This window comes from Acinetobacter sp. CWB-B33, assembly GCF_039655955.1.
Lineage (GTDB): Bacteria > Pseudomonadota > Gammaproteobacteria > Pseudomonadales > Moraxellaceae > Acinetobacter > Acinetobacter bouvetii.
Genome location: NZ_JAGFEU010000002.1, coordinates 225,768 through 244,572, shown reverse-complemented (window position 1 = coordinate 244,572; position 18,805 = coordinate 225,768). Strand labels below are relative to the sequence as shown.

Here is an 18,805-nt window from a genome sequence, read left to right as displayed (position 1 = left end):
CCCTCTTCAGGAATTCCGCCTGTACAGCATGCAGGATGCTTGCGAATCCGCCATTTGCCGCTCTAGAAGTTATCTGGATGTTCCAGCCTTTTCACTTCCTGCACCCGTTCAGGATTATGCACGGCCGCTACACCATCATCCGCTTTTTCATCAATTAAACTTTCCGGCTTATATACAGTAATATTTTCATTGCCAAACGCATCTTCCCCGACAATATACTGAAAGCCTTTGCGGTTCATTTTATGGCACATGCGCTGATACCAGCCTTTAAAGCCTTGTGTTTCTTCATTCGGATTGTGATAAAACGCATTCATCACCGCTGGCAGGCCTAAGCCGCAGACAATGCCTGACAGCAATACCGAAATAAAAGTATAGCCAATTAAAATACTGCTGTATTCGCTCAATTCAGGCACGTTGGCCACCGCTAAAATCAGCGCCAGCGAAATACCGCCGCGCACCCCGCCCCAGGACAAAATGGCTAAACTGCCGTTATAGCTTTTATGCCGGAAACTGGGGAAAAATGCGAATGACAGGTAATTGGCCGCAAAACGTGAAGCATGCAGGATAAAGAACGCCACAATGCCGCCTAAAATCAGGCTGACGCTGAGATCGAGAATGAACAGCTCCAAGCCAATCAAGGTAAATAAGAACGAATTGATAATGCCTTCTACCGTGTGCCAAAAATGATTTATTTCGCGGATTTCACGCGCTTCTAAAATTTCCTTCCAGCGGTTGCCGACAATCAGGCCGCCAATAACGCAGGCAATCGGCGCAGACGCATGCGCAAACAGCGCCACCAAATAAGAACCGCAGGCCAATAAAGCAGTGGTCAAAATCAATGATTCCATTTCATGCTTGCCGCGCAGCAGGCGCAGAATCGCTTGCCCAAATCCCCAGCCAATAATGACGGCCACGACAATTTCATACAGCAGCGTTTTCAGCACGCCGAAAACGGTGACATGCGCGCCCTGCAGCACATTCATCAGCGTCATGAACAAGGCAATACACATGGCGTCATTAAACAGGGATTCGCCTTCCAGTTTCACGATCAAATGATGCGGCGCGCGTACCGAACTCAGCACGCCTTTAATGCCAATCGGGTCAGTTGCGCCTAAAGCCGCACCCAGCAGCAGCAGCACCAGCAACTCTACAGGCTGGCCCACCAAGAACTGATAGCCGTACAAGGCCAAGCCAAAAAACGTTGCGCAAAGCACTAAAGCAATACTGGCTAAAATACTGATGGGTTTCCAATAGCTGCGTAAATCAGAAACTTTAAACTTCAGCGCAGACGAAGTCAGAATGAAACAAATGACACCATTAATCAAAAAGTCATAAAAATCAATATGCCGGACAGCTTCTTCAATATTATGGATATTAATGGTGATAAATTGATTGCCATTCAGCAGGCTGGCGCCCCACTGTAAAATAAACACGAAAATCGCAGAGACCAGCGGCACGCCGATGGCTTGCGGAAAGTCTAAAATCCGCTTATTAAAAATCGTCGTTGCAATGGAGAGTGCAAAAATTACTGTGAAGACCTGTAAGAAAAAAAAGTTTCCCATTCTGTATCCAATTCTGTGCTGCGCGCTATAGCGGGGAATTCACGCAATTATTCAAAAAATAAATGATTTCGAAAATATCATTTATATTTAAAATATTATACTGAAAGTATAAGCCTCCGCATGTATCAATTAAGTTTATTTCACAAATGCATGCATTGCGATAACATAGCGCTTCATGCAGAATTTTTATGCATCCGCTCTAACTTTATACTGTCTGTGCTTTTCTTATGCATCATACCATTAAGCTTATTTTCCGCATTTGCTTTGCCGCCGTTATTTTTATGGTGACAGCAGCCTTAATTTTGACCTGCCTGGCGAAAAGCCATGAAATTTTCCGGGCAGAACAAAATTTTGCGCAAGCGCAAAAAATACATGTGCAATCCACAGCCAAAGAACAGCTGGTGCTGCTGTCCAATAATCAAAAACCGGATCAGGCTGTATATATTGCGATTGCGCAAAATGGCTATATCGCCAAAACCAGCTGCGCGCACTATCCTGAAATCTGCATTGATGACTATAACCAGCAGCAAACCCGTCAAATTCATGATGCCGATTTGATTCATGCGGGAAATTTTTATTATATTCAAAAGGTAAATTACACTGACAGCCGAACCCAGCAGCGCCAGTCGCTCCACTACCCGGACTCGCAAATTCGGCAGTTTTATGCTGCTGATATTTCCAATCTGAAATATGTGGTTTTTGGCATAGGATTATTTGCCTTGGCCGCCCTGTATGTCAGCATCCGTATATTGCGCAATTTAAATAAATTCATTCATAAATGATCCATTTAGCGCAGCCCTTTGCCAAGGCTGCAAAAAAAAGAGGATATTTTTATCCTCTTTTGATCCGTTCATTTTCAAAAATCAGCTTGAAGCCTGAAAAGTATCGCAGCTGTCAATTTTTCCAGATTTAAGGCCTGTCTCAAACCATTGCATGCGCTGCTGGCTGCTGCCGTGGGTAAAACTGTCTGGCACAACTTGCCCCGTTGCGCTTTTCTGCAAATAGTCATCGCCAATTTTATGCGCAGCATCAATCGCTTCTTCGACATCACCTGGCTCTAGGAACTGTGTGCGCTCCTGGTTTTTATTGGCCCAGATGCCGGCAAAACAGTCTGCTTGCAGTTCTAAGCGCACAGACAGCTGATTGGCCTGAACCTTAGATGCTTGCGCCTGCGCTTTTTGCACCTGAGATGAAATGCCCAGCAAATTCTGCACATGATGCCCAACTTCATGAGCCACCACATAGGCCTGAGCAAAATCGCCGGCCTGATCCTGACGCTGAAGTTCAGTCTGATTCTGTTCGCCGCCAATGCCCATCTGCGTTCGCATATCTTTAAAGAATGCGGTATCAATATAGACTTTCTGATCCGTTGGGCAATAAAACGGGCCCATTGCCGACTGCGCTGTGCCGCAGCCCGAATTGACTGCGCCATTGAACATCACCAGTTTGGGCGCAGCATATTGCGCATTCAGCTGCGTTTTAAAAATTTCAGACCAGGTATCTTCCGTGTCCGCCAAAACCGTTCCGACAAAATCCATAGCTTCCTGCTGTTCCGGCGTCGGATTATCCAGCCCTTTGACTTCCGCTGAAGATGCCTGCTGGGTGGCCTGTTTCGTCGCTTGATATGCCTGCTGCGGATCTGCGCCAAAAAATTTCCACGCGACAAATGCAACCACTAAACCCAAAATACTGATGCCGCCGGCTTTGGCGCCGCCGCCGCGGCGGTCTTCAACATTGCTGCTTACCCTTCGGCCTTTCCAGCGCATAGTGATCTTCCTTATTTTTTAAATTCTGCTGTCAATGTGTTTCGTCAGATGAGGCTTTATTGGATTTTGGCCAAATTTTCTGAATTAAGGCAACAATCAGCAGGACAATCAAACCGGCTGCAAAGCCAATGACCAAGTTAATCAAGGTCGGCGTTAAAGCGCCGACAATACTTCCAACCGTAGGGATATGCTCTGCATAATCTACAGAACCTTCAATCAAATGATGCAGCTGCGGAACACCATGCGTAATAATGCCGCCGCCCACTAAAAACATAGCAATGGTGCCGACAATGGTCAGCAGCTTCATCAGCTTAGGTGCAAATGCAAGCAAACCGCGGCCAATGGCCTTTTTAGATTCAGAGGGTTGCTGTGTTAAATATAGCCCCAGATCATCAATTTTCACAATCATGGCCACAAAGCCATAGACACCTACAGTCATCACAATTGCAATCACCGACAAGACCATCACTTTGCTGGCAAATGCCGCGGTCGCCACAGTCCCCAATGAAATCACCACAATTTCAGCGGATAAAATAAAATCCGTCCGTATGGCGCCTTTGACTTTTTCTTTTTCAAATGTCACCAGATCGGTTTCAATTTGCTGCATTTCCTGACTGGCGACATCTTCGGTCTGGGCTTTTTTATGCTGCAGGCTGTGCAGCACTTTTTCTACGCCTTCATAGCACAGAAATAAGCCGCCAATCATCAATAATGGCGTAATCAGCCACGGCGCGACCACGCTGATCAGCAATGCGGCAGGCACTAAAATCAATTTATTGACAAATGAGCCTTTTGCTACCGCCCAAACAACAGGCAGCTCACGCTCAGATCGCACGCCGCTGACCTGCTGCGCATTCAAAGCCAAATCATCCCCTAAAACGCCCGCCGTTTTTTTGGCGGCCATTTTACTCATTACAGCAACATCATCCAGCACTGTCGCAATATCATCTAAAAGCAATAAAAGGCTGCTGGCCATTGTTATTTTTCCTGGTCATTTTTCTGCAATTCTAATGTGTTTTAAACTTTTATATTGTATTTACTTGATTAAATCATGGATATTTTTCATCTGAGATTTATTGTGACTGACATATTAAAAAATAATGCCGTACAATGTTGCCATTCTTTGAGAAACCTAAGCAGCGCTGGCTGCTATTATGGAATAAATAATGAGCAATCTAGATAATCGTCCAGTGATTTTGACTGGCGACCGTCCAACTGGACAACTTCACCTTGGTCACTTTGTCGGTTCTTTACGTTCACGCGTAGGTTTACAGGATTCTCACCATCAGCACCTTCTGCTGGCTGATGCTCAAGCGCTGACAGATAATGCGGATAACTTTGAAAAAGTCCGCCGCAATATTATTGAAGTCGCAACGGACTATTTGGCCGTTGGCATTGATCCTGAAAAAACAACAATTTGCGTTCAATCTTGTTTGCCGGCGTTAAACGAATTGACCATGCTGTATTTGAACTTTGTGACCGTGTCACGCTTGGAACGTAACCCAACGATTAAATCTGAAATTCAAATGCGCGGTTTTGAGCGCGACATTCCAGCAGGTTTTTTATGCTATCCGGTGGCGCAAGCAGCCGATATTACTGCATTTAAAGCGACTGTCGTGCCTGTCGGTGAAGATCAGATTCCAATGATTGAACAGACCAACGAAATCGTGCGCCGCCTGAACCGCCAAATTGGCCATGATATTCTGCCTGAATGCAAAGCGCTTTTATCCAACGTAGGCCGCCTGCCTGGCTTTGACGGCAAAGCAAAAATGTCTAAGTCATTGGGCAACACCATTGTGCTGGATGCATCTGACAAGGACATCAAAAAAGCGGTAAATGCGATGTATACCGATCCAAATCACTTGCGCATTGAAGATCCAGGCCAAGTTGAAGGCAATGTGGTCTTTACCTATTTAGATGCCTTTGACACCAATAAAGAAGAAGTTGAAGAACTGAAAGCGCACTACCGCCGCGGCGGATTGGGTGACGGCACGGTGAAAAAACGCCTTGAAGGCGTGCTGAAAGAATTGATTACGCCGATTCGTGAACGCCGCATGGAACTTGCCAAAGATCCGGATTACATCATGGATATCCTAAAAGCAGGCACAGACAAATGCCGCGACATCACACAGCAAACTTTAGATGAAGTGAAATCCGGTTTAGGTGTGTTCCACTTCTAAATCGCTGCTCACCCGCATTCACAGTTTGTGAATAAAAAGCCTTTCATAAAGAAAGGCTTTTTATTCAGATATGCTTAAGCAATGATTATAAAACATAGAGACATAAGTCACAAAAATTATCATTTATTCACATTGATTAACACATATTAACCTGAATGCTAATGAAATGACTCATCGTTCATCTTACAATGATCCCAAGTTTTAAGAAAACTTGAAGTCATACATTTCTCCTTTACCGGATCTGTGAAAGCAGATTCGTTGTTATACGCAATGAAAACCCCAATCATTGCGTATTTTTTTGCCTTAAATTCAGCGCTCCCGCTTACCGCAGCGATATCCAATACCTGGTTTCTATAAATAGATAAAAATCACCTAATAATAATCCCAGCTTAAGCCGGGATGATTGTTTTGCATCGTTGCCGCATATAAATTAGTAGCTGAACAGCCGCTTATCCAAAGGCAGTTCAATCCCCACTGAGGCGCCGGCATCGTTGCCTTGCCGATCCGAATCACTTACCCAGCCATTCAGCTTCAATGGCAAATCCGGACGCAGATAATGCGTCCAGGTTAAATCCAAGGCTTTGATTTCATCTGCTGCCGGAAAAGCCGCATTGATTTTCCGCACATCCGGCCGGCTGTCGACACCTGACATTTTGGCAAACAGCACACGGCCATTGACACGGTTCATCGGATCGATGCGGATGTTGCCGCCGACAGACACCATTTGACCGTCACCGCCCATAGCATGGCCGAGCGGATAACCGTGCTGATAATATCCGTCAGTATAAATATGATGATTATAAGAAATACCGCGCGCTTCGCCATTGGTGCGGGTGTCCGCCCACTCGGCGTACAGCTGATATGGCATGGCCTTTAAAGCTGATGAATAATCCACACCCGCTAAATACATTTTTTTGGACGGCAAACCGCCCGCCTCATCTTCACCAACATACTGTCCATACAAGCTTAGAGGCACTTGCAGCAAGGGCTGTAAATTCAAACGGCCATCAAAGCCCGCAATTTGGTTTGAAGCATTTTTCTCGCCGCGGCAGCCTTGATCGTTACATTCATTATCTTTGCCAATAAATGCATTCCAATAGGCTTTAGCACTGCCTGGCTGCCCCTCTCCATCTATTTGGAAAGTACGTGAAGCGCCTAATTCCAAGTATGGCAATGGTTGAGCCGTAATACGCAAACCAATCAAATTCGCATCAGGCACAGCTTTATAATCATCTAAGCGCCCAGCAAATGCTTGGTACTGCCAAGGCCCAACCCAAGACAGCCACTTCGTTTCAAATGCGCTCTGATTTGCACGCTGTACAGTCACGCCATACACTGGACGGCTGGCATCACCGCGGATTAAGCTGCCGTCATGGCCTGGCCCCCAATAGCTTGGAATTTGTCCAGCAATCAGCCATTGGTTCCATAATTTTCCAGCTAAATATGAGCCTTCTAAATTTACATCCTGATCATTGTCAATTTGCAGATCTTTTTCTGCATTGGCGCGCAATTTAACATCCCAGTTTTCAGCGCCTGCATTAAACTCGAAAGCGCCTTGATACTGAGCCTTTTGATGATCGCCAAAATTCTGCGGAATATTCTTTTGATCAGACTCGGCAAACAGCTCAGCCTTGATCATTGCATTGTCAGCATTCAGCTTATTTTGCACAGCCTGCATCACTCTCTGCTGCGCCGCAGTATTGACTTGCGCCTGAGATAAAGCACGTGCAATTTCATCACCGCTCATTGGCCATGTTGAAGTGCTGATTTGAATCACACCCTGCTGATTCAGCCAGTTTAAATCTGAACGGAGCGCTTCATCATTCAGAACAATGCCTTGCGCCCAAGCAGACGGAACGGCCATAGCAAGAGCCAATGCGGATAAGACTTTTATCTTCATGCGTTATATAAGATCACGATTATTCAATATAATTGTGTACTATTTTCATGATTTTTAAAGCATACATTGTGTTTTATTTTTTTTAATTACACAAAAAATACAAAATAACATCAAAAATACAATAACTTAAAAATAATTGATTTTTTAATTTTTTTAATAAAAGGTTAAATCAACTAAAAATATCACCACTAAAAGCAAAAAAAACCCGCACTTGGCGGGTTCTTTGAGGCTTAATGCTTATGCATTTTTATGGCGCATGTGCGGGAACAGAATTACATCACGGATACTCGGCGCATTTACAAACAGCATCACCAGACGGTCAATACCAATGCCTTCGCCTGCTGTAGGCGGCAAACCGTATTCCAGCGCTTCAATAAAGTCAGCATCAAAATGCATCGCTTCATCATCGCCTGCATCTTTTTCTGCAACTTGCGCCTGGAAACGTTCCGCTTGGTCGATTGGGTCATTTAATTCCGAGAAGCCATTGGCCAGCTCACGGCCGCCAATAAAGAATTCAAAACGGTCCGTAATGTGCGGATTGTCATCATTGCGGCGGGCCAATGGAGAAGTTTCCGCAGGATACTCCGTAATGAATGTCGGCTGGCGAAGCTGAGTTTCAACCGTTTCTTCAAATACGATTGTTTGCAATTTACCTAAGCCAAAACCTGGCTTGACTTGCTCTTTCAATTCTTCTTTGATGAATTTTGCAAGGAATTCGCGGTCAGCCACATTTTCTGGCGTAAATGTTGGGTTATGTTCAAGAATCGCATCAAACATAGAGATTTTCTTGTATGGGCCTTTGAAGCTATACACTTCTTCACCATACGGCACATCTGTAGAGCCTAGGATGTCGATTGCCAGCTTCTCAAGCATGCTTTCAGTCAAAGCCATCAAGTCTTTGTAGTCTGCATACGCTTGGTAGAATTCAATCATGGTGAATTCAGGGTTATGACGGGTCGAAACACCTTCATTACGGAAGTTGCGGTTAATTTCGAAAACACGCTCAAAACCGCCCACAACCAAACGCTTTAAATACAGTTCAGGTGCAATACGCAAGAATAATGGCATATCCAAAGCATTGTGATGCGTTTCAAATGGACGTGCTGACGCGCCGCCCGGAATCACATGCATCATTGGCGTTTCAACTTCCATGAAACGCTCATTTGTTAAATAGTTGCGGATACCAGACACGACTTTTGCGCGGATTTCAAAAGTTTTACGTGTTTCTTCGTTCACGATTAAGTCTAAATAACGCTTACGGTATTTTACTTCAGTATCGGTCAAGCCGTGGAATTTGTCTGGAAGCGGACGAAGTGATTTGGTTAGCAATTCAAAATGTTCAATATGAACATAAAGATCGCCTTTCCCTGAACGGCCGATATAGCCTTGAACAGCGATAATATCGCCAAGGTCTAAACTTTTTACAGTTTCTAAAACGTCAGGCGCAAGTTCTTTGCGCGGCACATACAGCTGAATGCGGCCGGTCATGTCTTGGATGACAATGAATGAACCGCGGTTCAGCATCACACGGCCAGCTACTGAAACATGAACCGGTTCACCGGCTTCAATTTCTTCTTTTGATTTTTCAGCGAATTGATCCTGCAAGTCCTGAGCATAGTGCTCACGCTTGAATGTATTCGGCCAAGGGCTAACGCCAGTTTCCTTTGCGCGGTCCTGAATTTGCTTTAATTTGGCATGACGCTGTGCAATTAAATCGTTTTCGGAAATGTGTTGTTCAGAAGTCGATTGAGCGTTATTTTGCGTCATCTCTGCCTCGAATAGATTAAATAAAATTGGAAGTCGCATAGCATAGCAGAAATACATCAAAATTCGAAGGCAATCCAATCATTTCAATTGCAATTCTGCGCTTGCATTGCAGCCAGATTTCTGCAAATTCATTCACCCCCAAATTCTTTAGCATTGCCTTGCAGCAGATTGATTTTTATTACCGGCAAAGCCAGCAGCCGTTTTGCATGCTGTTCAAAATTCAAGAGCGCTTGATTGAATTTATAATATAAAAAATAAAACTTTATCCTTGAATTGCCGCCGCCGCAAAATGCGCCTTAAGCCAGCTCTAAGCCCTTAGTAGATTAGACCAAAATCTAAATTATTTATTTGCTCTCCCGCACTACAATATTAAGCAAGTTTTGTTGAAAAGTAACTTATTTTCAACCTTCATTATTCATAGATAAAGCCAGTGTGAACAAAAAAAATGAATGCATGTGTATCAAAAATACTCTTTCTGCATGGCTTAGATTCATCACGTGAATCTACAAAATTCCATGCAATTGATGCAAAGCAGAAATTTTGCATTGATGTCGATTACCGCAACCTGAATTTTCAGACAGTTGCCGACTTTTATCATGAAATCATTGAGAAAATTAAGCCGGAAATTATTGTAGGCCATAGCTTAGGCGGCTATTGGGCGCTTAAAATGTCTGCAGCGCACCGCATTCCCTGCGTCATTGCCAACCCCAGCCTGACTCCCAACTTCAGAGAAGACTATCCCGCCATTTGCAATGATGATTTAGACAATGACATTCCGCAGCTGGCCTACTTAGAACTCGGAGATGAAATGCTGGATATGCATAATGTTCAGGAACAGCTGGAAGACTACATGCAAATTCAGGCAATTGAAGGCGGACACCACCGTCTGGAAAATCCTGAGAATATCAACATGCTGATTCAGCAAATTGAACAGTCATTCTTAAGTAAATAAAAAAAGCCCTGCTTCAGGCAGGGCTTTTTGATTCAGGCAGCAGTTTTAGGCTGCGTTTGATTCCGGTTTAGATTTTTCATCCAAAACAGACCAGATCTTCATGCCTAAATCTTGATGCAAATCGGGTAAATCCAGGAAAATACTCGCGCCAAGCACTTGATGATGGCATTTCTCAACCAGCTGCTTCACTGCGCGCAAAGTTCCGCCTGTCGCAAGCACATCATCAACCACAATAACTTTTTGGCTTTTGATATCTGCAGACATTTCCAAACGGTCTAAGCCGTATTCCAAACTGTAGCCTACACCGACCACTGGCGGCGGCAGTTTACCCGCTTTGCGAACCAAAATCAGGCCTTTTCCAGTGCGCTGCGCCAGCAGGCTCGCCAGCACAAAACCGCGCGCTTCAACAGCAACAAAGCTCTCCACTTCCGCCAACTGCTCAGCAGGAATGCTTTCGATTAAAGCATCTGTCAACTGTCCAATGTTATTCATGAATAACGGCGTAAGGTCATAGAAACAGATGCCTGGTTTTGGAAAATCTTGGACAGTACGAATGTTCGACCACAATACAGTAGACAAAGTGCTCATAGGAGAAATATAAAATAAGAAAGGAATGTGTGAATTTTAACGCTAAATTCGAACAATGAACAGCCAATTTTAATTTACAAGCGATTGGAAATTACATAAACCACTGATTTTATTATCATCATTTTTTAAATAAATATTAGCTATGCAATAGCCTGATCATAATTTAACAAATAGCCAATCAAAAGGCTTCACGACTTTAGTCTAGATAGTCTTCATTAAGACTGGCGTCTGCCGCATGCTGACTCTGATTGCAGTATTCAGCCTTTAAATTGTCAGACAAAAATTATGTAAATCGTGATTTTTCTGACATTTTTTGTCCCTGCTGGACATTCTGCTTTTTATTTCGCTGATTAAACTCTTATTCACTTTACTTTATGATCAGAACTGCGTAAAAATTTACGCCAAGAGTTTGCTGTTAAAGTCATATTATTAGAGTCTTGCAGTATCTGGAATTTTAGCTGATCCCCGGTTTAGATCAGTTTTTGGAGAATCAAATGAAAAAGTATCAATGCATCGTTTGCGGATGGATTTACGACGAAGCAGAAGGCTGGCCGCAAGACGGTATTGTCGCCGGCACAAAATGGGACGATATTCCAGATGACTGGACTTGTCCGGATTGCGGCGTTTCAAAAGCCGACTTTGAAATGGTTGAAATTTAATTCATAAAAATAAAAGACCATGCCGTTATGGTCTTTTTTTACGTCTTTAAAAATAGATTAATGCGCTTGGAGTAGAGTATGCACCCTATTGTGATTATTGGTTCAGGTATGGCGGGCTATGCAGCTGCACGTGAATTCCGCAAGCTGAACGCCGAACAAGAACTTATCATGATTTGTGGCGATGACGCAGCGAACTACGCAAAACCCACTTTATCCAATGCCTATACGGGCAAAAAAGCGCCGGAGCAAATTGCATTAGGCGATGCAGCAAAAATGGCTGCGCAGTTAAATATGCAAATCATCAACCACACCTGGGTGAAATCGGTTGATGCCGCCGCGCATCAGCTGCATCTTGAAAACACTGAGGGTTCAGCAGCGGTTCAAGACTATTCCAAATTAATTTTAGCGGTCGGCGCAAATCCAATCCGCCTGGCGATTGCAGGTGACGGCAGCGATGACATCCATGTCGTAAACAGCCTGAATGACTATAAAGACTTCCGCAGCCAAATCGATCAAAGTGCCGATAAGCGTGTGGTGATTTTAGGCGCAGGCTTGATTGGCTGTGAATTTGCCAATGATTTGCAAAATACAGGCCACAGCGTCACCGTCATTGACCTTGCGCTACAGCCGCTGGGCCGCCTATTGCCAGCGCATGTTGCAGAGGCATTTAAAGAGAATTTAGAAGAGACGGGCATTCACTTTGTACTGGGGACTACCGTCGAAAAAATTTCCAAAGCCAGCCATGGCCACTATTTAGTCACTTTAGCCAATGGACAGAGCCTGAAAGCGGATACCGTTCTTTCTGCAATTGGCCTGCAGCCGAATATTGACTTGGCGAAAGCGGCTGGCATCCATACCAGCCGAGGCATCTTGACCAATGCCGGCCTAGAAACCAACCTGCCTGATATCTATGCCATGGGCGACTGCGCCGAAGTCAATGGCACCCTGCTGCCTTATGTCATGCCGATCATGCAGCAGGCGCGCGCGCTGGCGAAGACGCTTAACGGCGAGCAGACCGCGGTGCATTACCCGGCTATGCCCGTCGCGGTGAAAACGCCTGCTGCGCCGCTGACGGTATTGCCTGCGCCTGTGGATGCCGACGTCACATGGGAAACAGAAGAAACTGAAGATGGCATGCTGGCAAAAGCGACTGACAGCACAGGCACATTGCGCGGCTTTGTGCTGCTGGGCGCTGCCGCTGGCAAACAGCGCCTTGCGTTAACTAAGCAGGTTCCGGACTTGATTCCTGCATCCATTTAAGCGTTTAATATAAGGACGTTTTTCACATAAAACGTCCTTGAATGGGGAGAATAATAATGAACAGCGCATTACAATTTAACAATTCTCCGTACACAGCATTTATGCATGAAACCAAAGTCGATTTAGGCAATGGCATTGAGCTGCACGTAGAAGCTGGGGGAAACCCAGAACATCCGCCAATCATGCTGGTCATGGGCTTAGGCGCTCAAATGCTGTATTGGCCCGATTTCTTTTGCAAATCCCTGATTGATCAAGGCTACCGGGTTATCCGCTTTGATAACCGCGATATTGGACTGTCTTCAAAAATCAGAAATAAAGGCCCGCGCCTGAATACCCTCAAACTGATGGGCCGATTTATGCTGGGGCTGGAAAATCAAGGCGCGCCATATAATTTGCATGATATGGCGGAAGATGTTTCGCTGCTGATTGACCGCATGGGTTTAGATAAAGTGAATATCATTGGCGCCTCAATGGGCGGAATGATTGCGCAAATCCTCTCGGCAAAATATCCTGAAAAAATCAATAAGCTGGGCTTAATGTTCACCAGCAACAATCAGCCGCTCTTGCCGCCGCCGTTTCCAAAGCAATTATTCAGCCTGATTGGCAAGCCTGAATCACATGACGAAGAAGGAATTGTCAATCACAGCCTGAAGGTTTTCAACATTATTGGATCGCCTGGCTATATCAATCAGCTGGAAGCCATCCAAACCGCCCGCAAGCTATATCAGCGAAGTTATTATCCAGCGGGTGTACTTCAACAGTTTTTAGCAATATTATGTACAGGTTCACTGCTGAATCTGGACAAACAAATACAGAAAGAAACCTTGGTTGTTCACGGGTCATGCGATCGCCTGCTCCCGCCCAGCCATGGCAAAGCTGTTGCGAAAGCAATTTCCGGCGCTAAATTTGAATTAATTGATGGAATGGGGCATGATATCCCTCCGCATTTTATTCCATATATTAGCGGTTTATTTGCTGATCACTTTAATTCATAAACATTAGGTCACTATGGCTGCATTACCATCTCTAAGACAGCTGTCATATCTCGTAACGCTGTCAGAAACGCTGCATTTTACTGAAGCTGCGCGCCGTTCATTTGTCACCCAGTCCACATTGTCTGGCGGCATTATGGAACTTGAGCGTTTGTTAGGCGGCGTACTTGTTGAACGCGACCGCCAAAATGTCCGTTTAACACCGCTTGGTGAGCAGGTTGTTGCCCGAGCACGTGTTCTCTTGGCCGATGCGCAGGACTTAATGCGCCTGAGCCGTGAAATGAGTGAGCCGCTCACAGGCGATTTGCATCTCGGCATTATTCCCACCATTGCGCCATTTATTCTTTCACAGCTGCTGGATGAAGTGCACAAGCAGCTGCCGAAAATTCAGCTGCATCTGCATGAAGCGCAGAGTGAGAAAATTGTTGAAAAATTGGAGCACGGCAACTTAGATATGGTTGTTTTGGCATTGCCATTTGATACACGCAGCCTGAAAGTTGCTGAAATTGCAAAAGAAAGCTTATATTTAGTTTATAACCGGGCTGACCAGAACGCGGCCAATGCCGTTTCTCTAGATGATTTAGATTTATCACGCTTGATGCTGCTGGAAGAAGGCCACTGCCTTCGTGACCACGCATTAAGCGCCTGCCCGGTTGGCGAGCGTAAAAATGACCACCGCTTAAAAGCCAGCTCACTGCCGACCTTAGTTGAAATGGTTTCTGCAGACCTAGGCTTTACCCTGCTGCCGGAAATTGCTCTGCATGCCAATATGCTTAAAGCCGATGCAAACATAGCTGTTAAACCCATTGAAGCAGGCCCTAGCCGGACATTGGCATTGATTACCCGCAAGAGCACGCCGCTGCAAAGCGAGTTCGACGTGTTACTGCAAATCATGCAAAAAATCATGCACAATCTGCATTAATGCAACTGTAATTCTTATATTAAAAGGAGCCTGCATGGCTCCTTTTTTTCACTTAAAAAAAGAAAAAGGGCAAGCCAATTCGGTTGCCCTTTTAAGGAAATAATACAAATGATTTCAAACTCGAAGATCAAATCATTTGTATCCTTGATAAATCTTCTTCCTAGCCAGATAAGTCAGAAGATGCGGCTATACTAGAGCGCCATCAGCTTTTGTCCTATCCCTATTTTTGGGTATTTTTTAACAATTCTTTGATTAAAAGCAAATATAATTCCTGTTAAATCATCGATTTTAATTTATTTTGTGATATATATCACACTTAAGAATAGCTATGTAAAAATGAATGCGCCGCTCCTCCCCCTCATTTCCTATACAGCCCGCCTTGCACCAGCGCATATAAAAAAAGAATGGTGAGCGATAGTTTTTATAGTCTGCATGCATATTGCCCTTGGCATGGTGATCCAATACATTCCTCTTCAGCAAAGTTTACACATTGCATCATCAATGCCGAAAATAAAGAAAAACACTCAATTATTAAAATAAATATTATTCAACAAATACTTAAATATAATAAATTAATTTAAATCCCTATTTCTAGGGATAGATATTTAAATCAATTTAATGCAAAGTTTCAAAAACTAAGCATAAACATATTCATAATTTTCTGATGTTAGAGTGACCCAATTCATGCATAACGAATTAATTCTGCCTGTGCCCGTACTGATTATTCATCAGGGCAGAATCACGCCGGCCTTGCAGCCGCACAGCATCGTCTTGCACATCATTTTGAAAGACTTAGGTTACCCTGAAGAACTGGTGTTATCTGCAAACTCCGAAGAACAAGCAAATCAAGTCACCGCTGAACATTTGCCCAATTTAATTTTTTTAAATATTCAAGATCACAGCAATTTGCGCGCCATTCACAACATCAAACAGCTTTATCCGTTCAGCTATCTCATTACAATTCATGAAAACATATTCAAGTCGGCTGAAATTCTTGAAGCCATTCAACTTGGCGCGGATGCCTATTTGCTGAGTGATGCGCCGGCAGAACAGCAATTTCAGCATCTTAAGTGCATCTTAAGCGGCGGCGCCATTTTGCATCCGCAGCTGGCTCAACTGCTGCAAAAGCAGTTCAGCTCAGCCAGCAATCTGCCAGCGCATCATGTATTCAGCCCTGCAGAAACGGAAATTTTAGGACACATCAGCCACTCAGAATCGCCAGAAGAAACAGCGTCCTCTTTAAAAGCTTCTGAATATCAAATATACAGCTTTATTAAAAATATATTCCGGAAAATCGCCCTGCAGCATAAACAAAAAAAGGGCTAAGCCCCTTTTTTGTTTATGCAATTACTTGATTAAATCCAGTAAAATACGCTGCGCATTATGCGGCTCTTCAGCATCCGCCGCCTGCACCCGCACCCATATTCCATCCGGCTGAAGCTGCCATGCCTGCTGATTATCTTTTAAGTAATTCACTAAACCTTGCTGATAAATTCGCTTCTTCAGCGCTGCATCTTCAATAGGAAAGCAGGCTTCTACACGGTTAAACAAATTTCGGTCCATCCAGTCAGCGCTAGAACAATAAATACGGGCATCGCCATTATTGCTGAAATAATAGACACGGGTATGTTCCAGGAAACGGCCGACAATCGAACGGACACGGATATTTTCAGACAGGCCAGGCAAACCTGGACGCAGGCAGCAAATGGAACGGATAATCAAGTCGATTTGAACGCCCGCCTGTGACGCTTCATAAAGCTTGTTGATCAGCTGAACTTCCGTCAGGGCATTCACTTTCACAATAATTTGTGCAGGCTTTCCTGCTTTGGCATTGGCAATTTCATCATCAATAAAGTTGATCAGCTGCGCATGCAGAGTAAATGGCGCATGTAGCAGCTTTTTCAGTTTCGCCATTTTGCCCATGCCGGTCAGTTCTTGGAAAATGCGGTGCACATCCTCACACAGCTCTTTATCTGTAGTCAGCAAGCCATAGTCAGTATAAATGCGGGCATTGCCGGCATGGTAATTGCCTGTGCCCAAATGCACATAGCGCACCAGCTTATTATTTTCACGGCGCACCACTAAAATCATTTTGGCATGCGTCTTGTAGCCCACAATGCCATAGACCACCACGGCGCCTGCTTCCTGCAGCACATTGGCAACCTCAATATTTGATTCTTCATCAAAACGGGCGCGCAATTCAATTACAGCGGTTACTTCTTTGCCGTTGCGCGCAGCTTCCGCCAGCACCTGCACGATTTCAGAGTCCGGGCCGCTGCGGTACAAGGTTTGCTTAATCGCTAAAACTTGCGGATCCCGCGCAGCTTCACGCAGCAAATTGATCACAGGCGCGAAAGATTCAAATGGATGATGCAGCAGAATATCCTGTTTCTGCATCGCGCTGAAAATATTCTCAGCTTTTTTCAGCACTTTGGGAATGACCGGCGTATGCGAGTCATAACGCAAATGCGGGCGCTTAAAGTTGGACAATAAGCGCGCCAAGTTCACAGGACCATCAACTTTATAAAGCTGCTCTTGTTCAAGATCAAACTCATCCAGCAGATAATCATAAATATGCTTAGGGCAATTATGCGTGACTTCCAAGCGTACGGCACGGCCAAAACGGCGTGAATTCAATTCGCCTTTTAATGCTTTCGCCAAGTCTTCGACATCTTCATTCAAGGCTAAATCGGCATTGCGTGTCACACGGAACTGATAACAGCCTGTTGCCGTCATGCCTGGGAACAAATCGGACACATGCTCATGAATAATCGCCGACAGCATCACGTGATGCTCTTTGCCGCCTGTCAGCTCATCCGGCAAGCGCACAACACGCGGCAAAGAGCGCGGCGCAGGCACAACAGCCAAGTCAATTTGCCGGCCAAAAGCATCTTTGCCCTCTAAGGTGATGATAAAGTTCAGGCTCTTATTCACCAAGCGCGGAAAAGGATGCGCAGGATCGAGGCTGATTGGTGTCAGTACGGGCGCAACTTGTTCCTGAAAATACTTTTTCACCCATGCCGACTGGGCTGGCGTGAGTTCGCCGCGGCGCAGGAAACAAATATCTTCTTCACGCAATTTAGGCAAAATTTCTTCATTCAAAATCCGGTACTGGCGCTCAATCGCCGCATGCGCCGTTGCTGAAATTTGATCTAAAACCTGCTTTGGCGTCAAACCATCCGGCGTATGGCTTTCATTGCCTAAATCCAGCTGCTCCATCATGCCTGCAACACGGATTTCAAAAAACTCATCTAAATTCCGTGAAAAAATCAGCAGGAAATTCATGCGCTCAAGCAGCGGATGCAAAGGGTCAACCGCCTGTTCCAAAACACGCAGATGGAAATCTAAAATCGAAAGCTCACGATTGATGTAGCGATCATTATAAGTATATTCAGTAGATGCCAAAGATGTGTCAGCTGCCGTATTCATGTCTAACCTATGATTTTTGAAAGTGCGGTGCATAACGCTAAGTATGCTTCAAATTTATGACAATTTCATAAAAAAAGCCTAGAAATCCAGGCTTTTTATTAAAACTTTTTACTTCGGCCGCTGCATTACGGAATATGGCTGTAGCGCATGTATTTTTGAATCATGCGCTTGCGGTATTTAAGCTTAGGATCGTTGCGGTGGTCTTGATAATATTTTGGATTCGGCAAAATGGCGGCCAAGAATGCAGCCTGCTCACGGCTTAAACTGCGCGAGCTTTTGCCAAAATAGTGCTGTGACGCAGCTTCCACGCCATAAATATTTTCGCCAAACTCCACTGAGTTTAGATATACCTCTAAAATGCGCTCTTTAGACCACATGCGCTCCATCATCCATGTCGCAACAGCTTCCTGGCCTTTACGGACAAATGACCGCTTATTATAGAGAAAAAGATTTTTGGCCAACTGCTGTGAAATGGTTGAGCCGCCCGCAACCACCCGCCCCTTGTCTTTATTGCGTTCAAGCGCAAACTGCATGCCGGCCCAGTCAAAACCATTGTGCTGCAGAAACTTGCCGTCTTCTGCCGCGACAACTGCATGTTTCACATAATCGCTGATTTGATCGTAGTCACGCCATTGGTGCTTGATCGGTTCTGACGGGTCTGACCAATAGTCCAGACGCATCATCATTGTGGTTTCAACGGGATGGGTACGCCACCACGCTAAACTGGCAAAAATCCATAACTGAACCAAAAGCACTAAACTGAAAAGTATGAGTAAAGTGCGGGCAAGAAAGGCTTTCATGTCAGTCTGATGCTCCTGAAAATTGCTT

Annotated in this window: 16 protein-coding genes; 8 read left to right on the top strand and 8 right to left on the bottom strand. The window is 44.8% G+C overall.

What is annotated here, in order from left to right:
• Positions 1-62: 62 nt before the first annotated feature.
• Entirely contained in the window at positions 63-1,562 is a 1,500-nt protein-coding gene (locus tag JZ784_RS07460; RefSeq protein ID WP_346314410.1) for a cation:proton antiporter, read from the bottom strand.
• Positions 1,563-1,789: 227 nt separating this feature from the next.
• On the opposite strand from JZ784_RS07460, the gene JZ784_RS07455 reads away from it, so the two are divergent.
• Positions 1,790-2,344: a hypothetical protein gene (locus tag JZ784_RS07455; protein WP_346314409.1), complete on the top strand. Its 555-nt coding sequence runs from the start codon at positions 1,790-1,792 to the stop codon at positions 2,342-2,344.
• 81 nt (positions 2,345-2,425) lie between these two features.
• Here the strand turns inward: JZ784_RS07455 and JZ784_RS07450 are convergent, their stop codons facing one another.
• On the bottom strand, positions 2,426-3,328 hold the full coding sequence (locus tag JZ784_RS07450) for a neutral zinc metallopeptidase (protein ID WP_346314408.1): 903 nt from the start codon (positions 3,326-3,328) through the stop codon (positions 2,426-2,428).
• Between the two features lie 31 nt (positions 3,329-3,359).
• Positions 3,360-4,304 (bottom strand): DUF808 domain-containing protein, encoded by a 945-nt coding sequence (locus tag JZ784_RS07445; RefSeq protein ID WP_346314407.1) that lies wholly within the window; start codon positions 4,302-4,304, stop codon positions 3,360-3,362.
• Positions 4,305-4,494: 190 nt separating this feature from the next.
• Here JZ784_RS07445 and trpS point away from each other — a divergent pair, with 190 nt between their 5' ends.
• On the top strand, positions 4,495-5,508 hold the full coding sequence (trpS, locus tag JZ784_RS07440) for a tryptophan--tRNA ligase (RefSeq protein WP_130144155.1): 1,014 nt from the start codon (positions 4,495-4,497) through the stop codon (positions 5,506-5,508).
• A 430-nt stretch (positions 5,509-5,938) separates the two neighbouring features.
• On the opposite strand, the gene JZ784_RS07435 is transcribed toward trpS, so the two are convergent.
• Both JZ784_RS07435 and lysS read right to left on the bottom strand, forming a co-directional pair.
• Entirely contained in the window at positions 5,939-7,372 is a 1,434-nt protein-coding gene (locus tag JZ784_RS07435; protein WP_346314406.1) for a capsule assembly Wzi family protein, read from the bottom strand.
• 273 nt (positions 7,373-7,645) lie between these two features.
• Complete coding sequence (gene lysS / locus JZ784_RS07430) at positions 7,646-9,175, bottom strand: lysine--tRNA ligase (RefSeq protein ID WP_346314405.1); 1,530 nt, start codon at positions 9,173-9,175, stop codon at positions 7,646-7,648.
• Positions 9,176-9,620: 445 nt separating this feature from the next.
• Here lysS and JZ784_RS07425 point away from each other — a divergent pair, with 445 nt between their 5' ends.
• Positions 9,621-10,127, top strand: coding sequence for a YqiA/YcfP family alpha/beta fold hydrolase (locus JZ784_RS07425; protein WP_005008212.1), 507 nt, complete (start codon positions 9,621-9,623; stop codon positions 10,125-10,127).
• Positions 10,128-10,172: 45 nt separating this feature from the next.
• On the opposite strand, the gene JZ784_RS07420 is transcribed toward JZ784_RS07425, so the two are convergent.
• Positions 10,173-10,715 (bottom strand): adenine phosphoribosyltransferase, encoded by a 543-nt coding sequence (locus JZ784_RS07420; protein ID WP_346314404.1) that lies wholly within the window; start codon positions 10,713-10,715, stop codon positions 10,173-10,175.
• Between the two features lie 494 nt (positions 10,716-11,209).
• On the opposite strand from JZ784_RS07420, the gene rubA reads away from it, so the two are divergent.
• The 5 genes from rubA (at position 11,210) to JZ784_RS07395 (ending at position 15,874) form a co-directional block, all read left to right on the top strand.
• On the top strand, positions 11,210-11,374 hold the full coding sequence (rubA, locus tag JZ784_RS07415; RefSeq protein WP_005008208.1) for a rubredoxin RubA: 165 nt from the start codon (positions 11,210-11,212) through the stop codon (positions 11,372-11,374).
• Between the two features lie 78 nt (positions 11,375-11,452).
• On the top strand, positions 11,453-12,634 hold the full coding sequence (locus JZ784_RS07410; protein WP_346314403.1) for an FAD-dependent oxidoreductase: 1,182 nt from the start codon (positions 11,453-11,455) through the stop codon (positions 12,632-12,634).
• A gap of 56 nt (positions 12,635-12,690) precedes the next feature.
• The gene (gene estB / locus JZ784_RS07405; RefSeq protein ID WP_005008206.1) at positions 12,691-13,629 is read left to right on the top strand and encodes an esterase EstB; all 939 of its coding nucleotides are present in this window, start codon (positions 12,691-12,693) and stop codon (positions 13,627-13,629) included.
• Positions 13,630-13,642: 13 nt separating this feature from the next.
• Positions 13,643-14,548, top strand: a complete 906-nt coding sequence (oxyR, locus tag JZ784_RS07400) for a LysR family transcriptional regulator OxyR (RefSeq protein ID WP_005008203.1) — start codon at positions 13,643-13,645, stop codon at positions 14,546-14,548.
• Between the two features lie 684 nt (positions 14,549-15,232).
• The gene (locus JZ784_RS07395) at positions 15,233-15,874 is read left to right on the top strand and encodes a DNA-binding response regulator (RefSeq protein ID WP_346314402.1); all 642 of its coding nucleotides are present in this window, start codon (positions 15,233-15,235) and stop codon (positions 15,872-15,874) included.
• A 21-nt stretch (positions 15,875-15,895) separates the two neighbouring features.
• Here the strand turns inward: JZ784_RS07395 and ppk1 are convergent, their stop codons facing one another.
• On the bottom strand, positions 15,896-17,977 hold the full coding sequence (ppk1, locus tag JZ784_RS07390) for a polyphosphate kinase 1 (RefSeq protein WP_346314401.1): 2,082 nt from the start codon (positions 17,975-17,977) through the stop codon (positions 15,896-15,898).
• Positions 17,978-18,102: 125 nt separating this feature from the next.
• Positions 18,103-18,777, bottom strand: coding sequence for a monofunctional biosynthetic peptidoglycan transglycosylase (gene mtgA, locus JZ784_RS07385; protein WP_346314400.1), 675 nt, complete (start codon positions 18,775-18,777; stop codon positions 18,103-18,105).
• Positions 18,778-18,805: the final 28 nt, after the last annotated feature.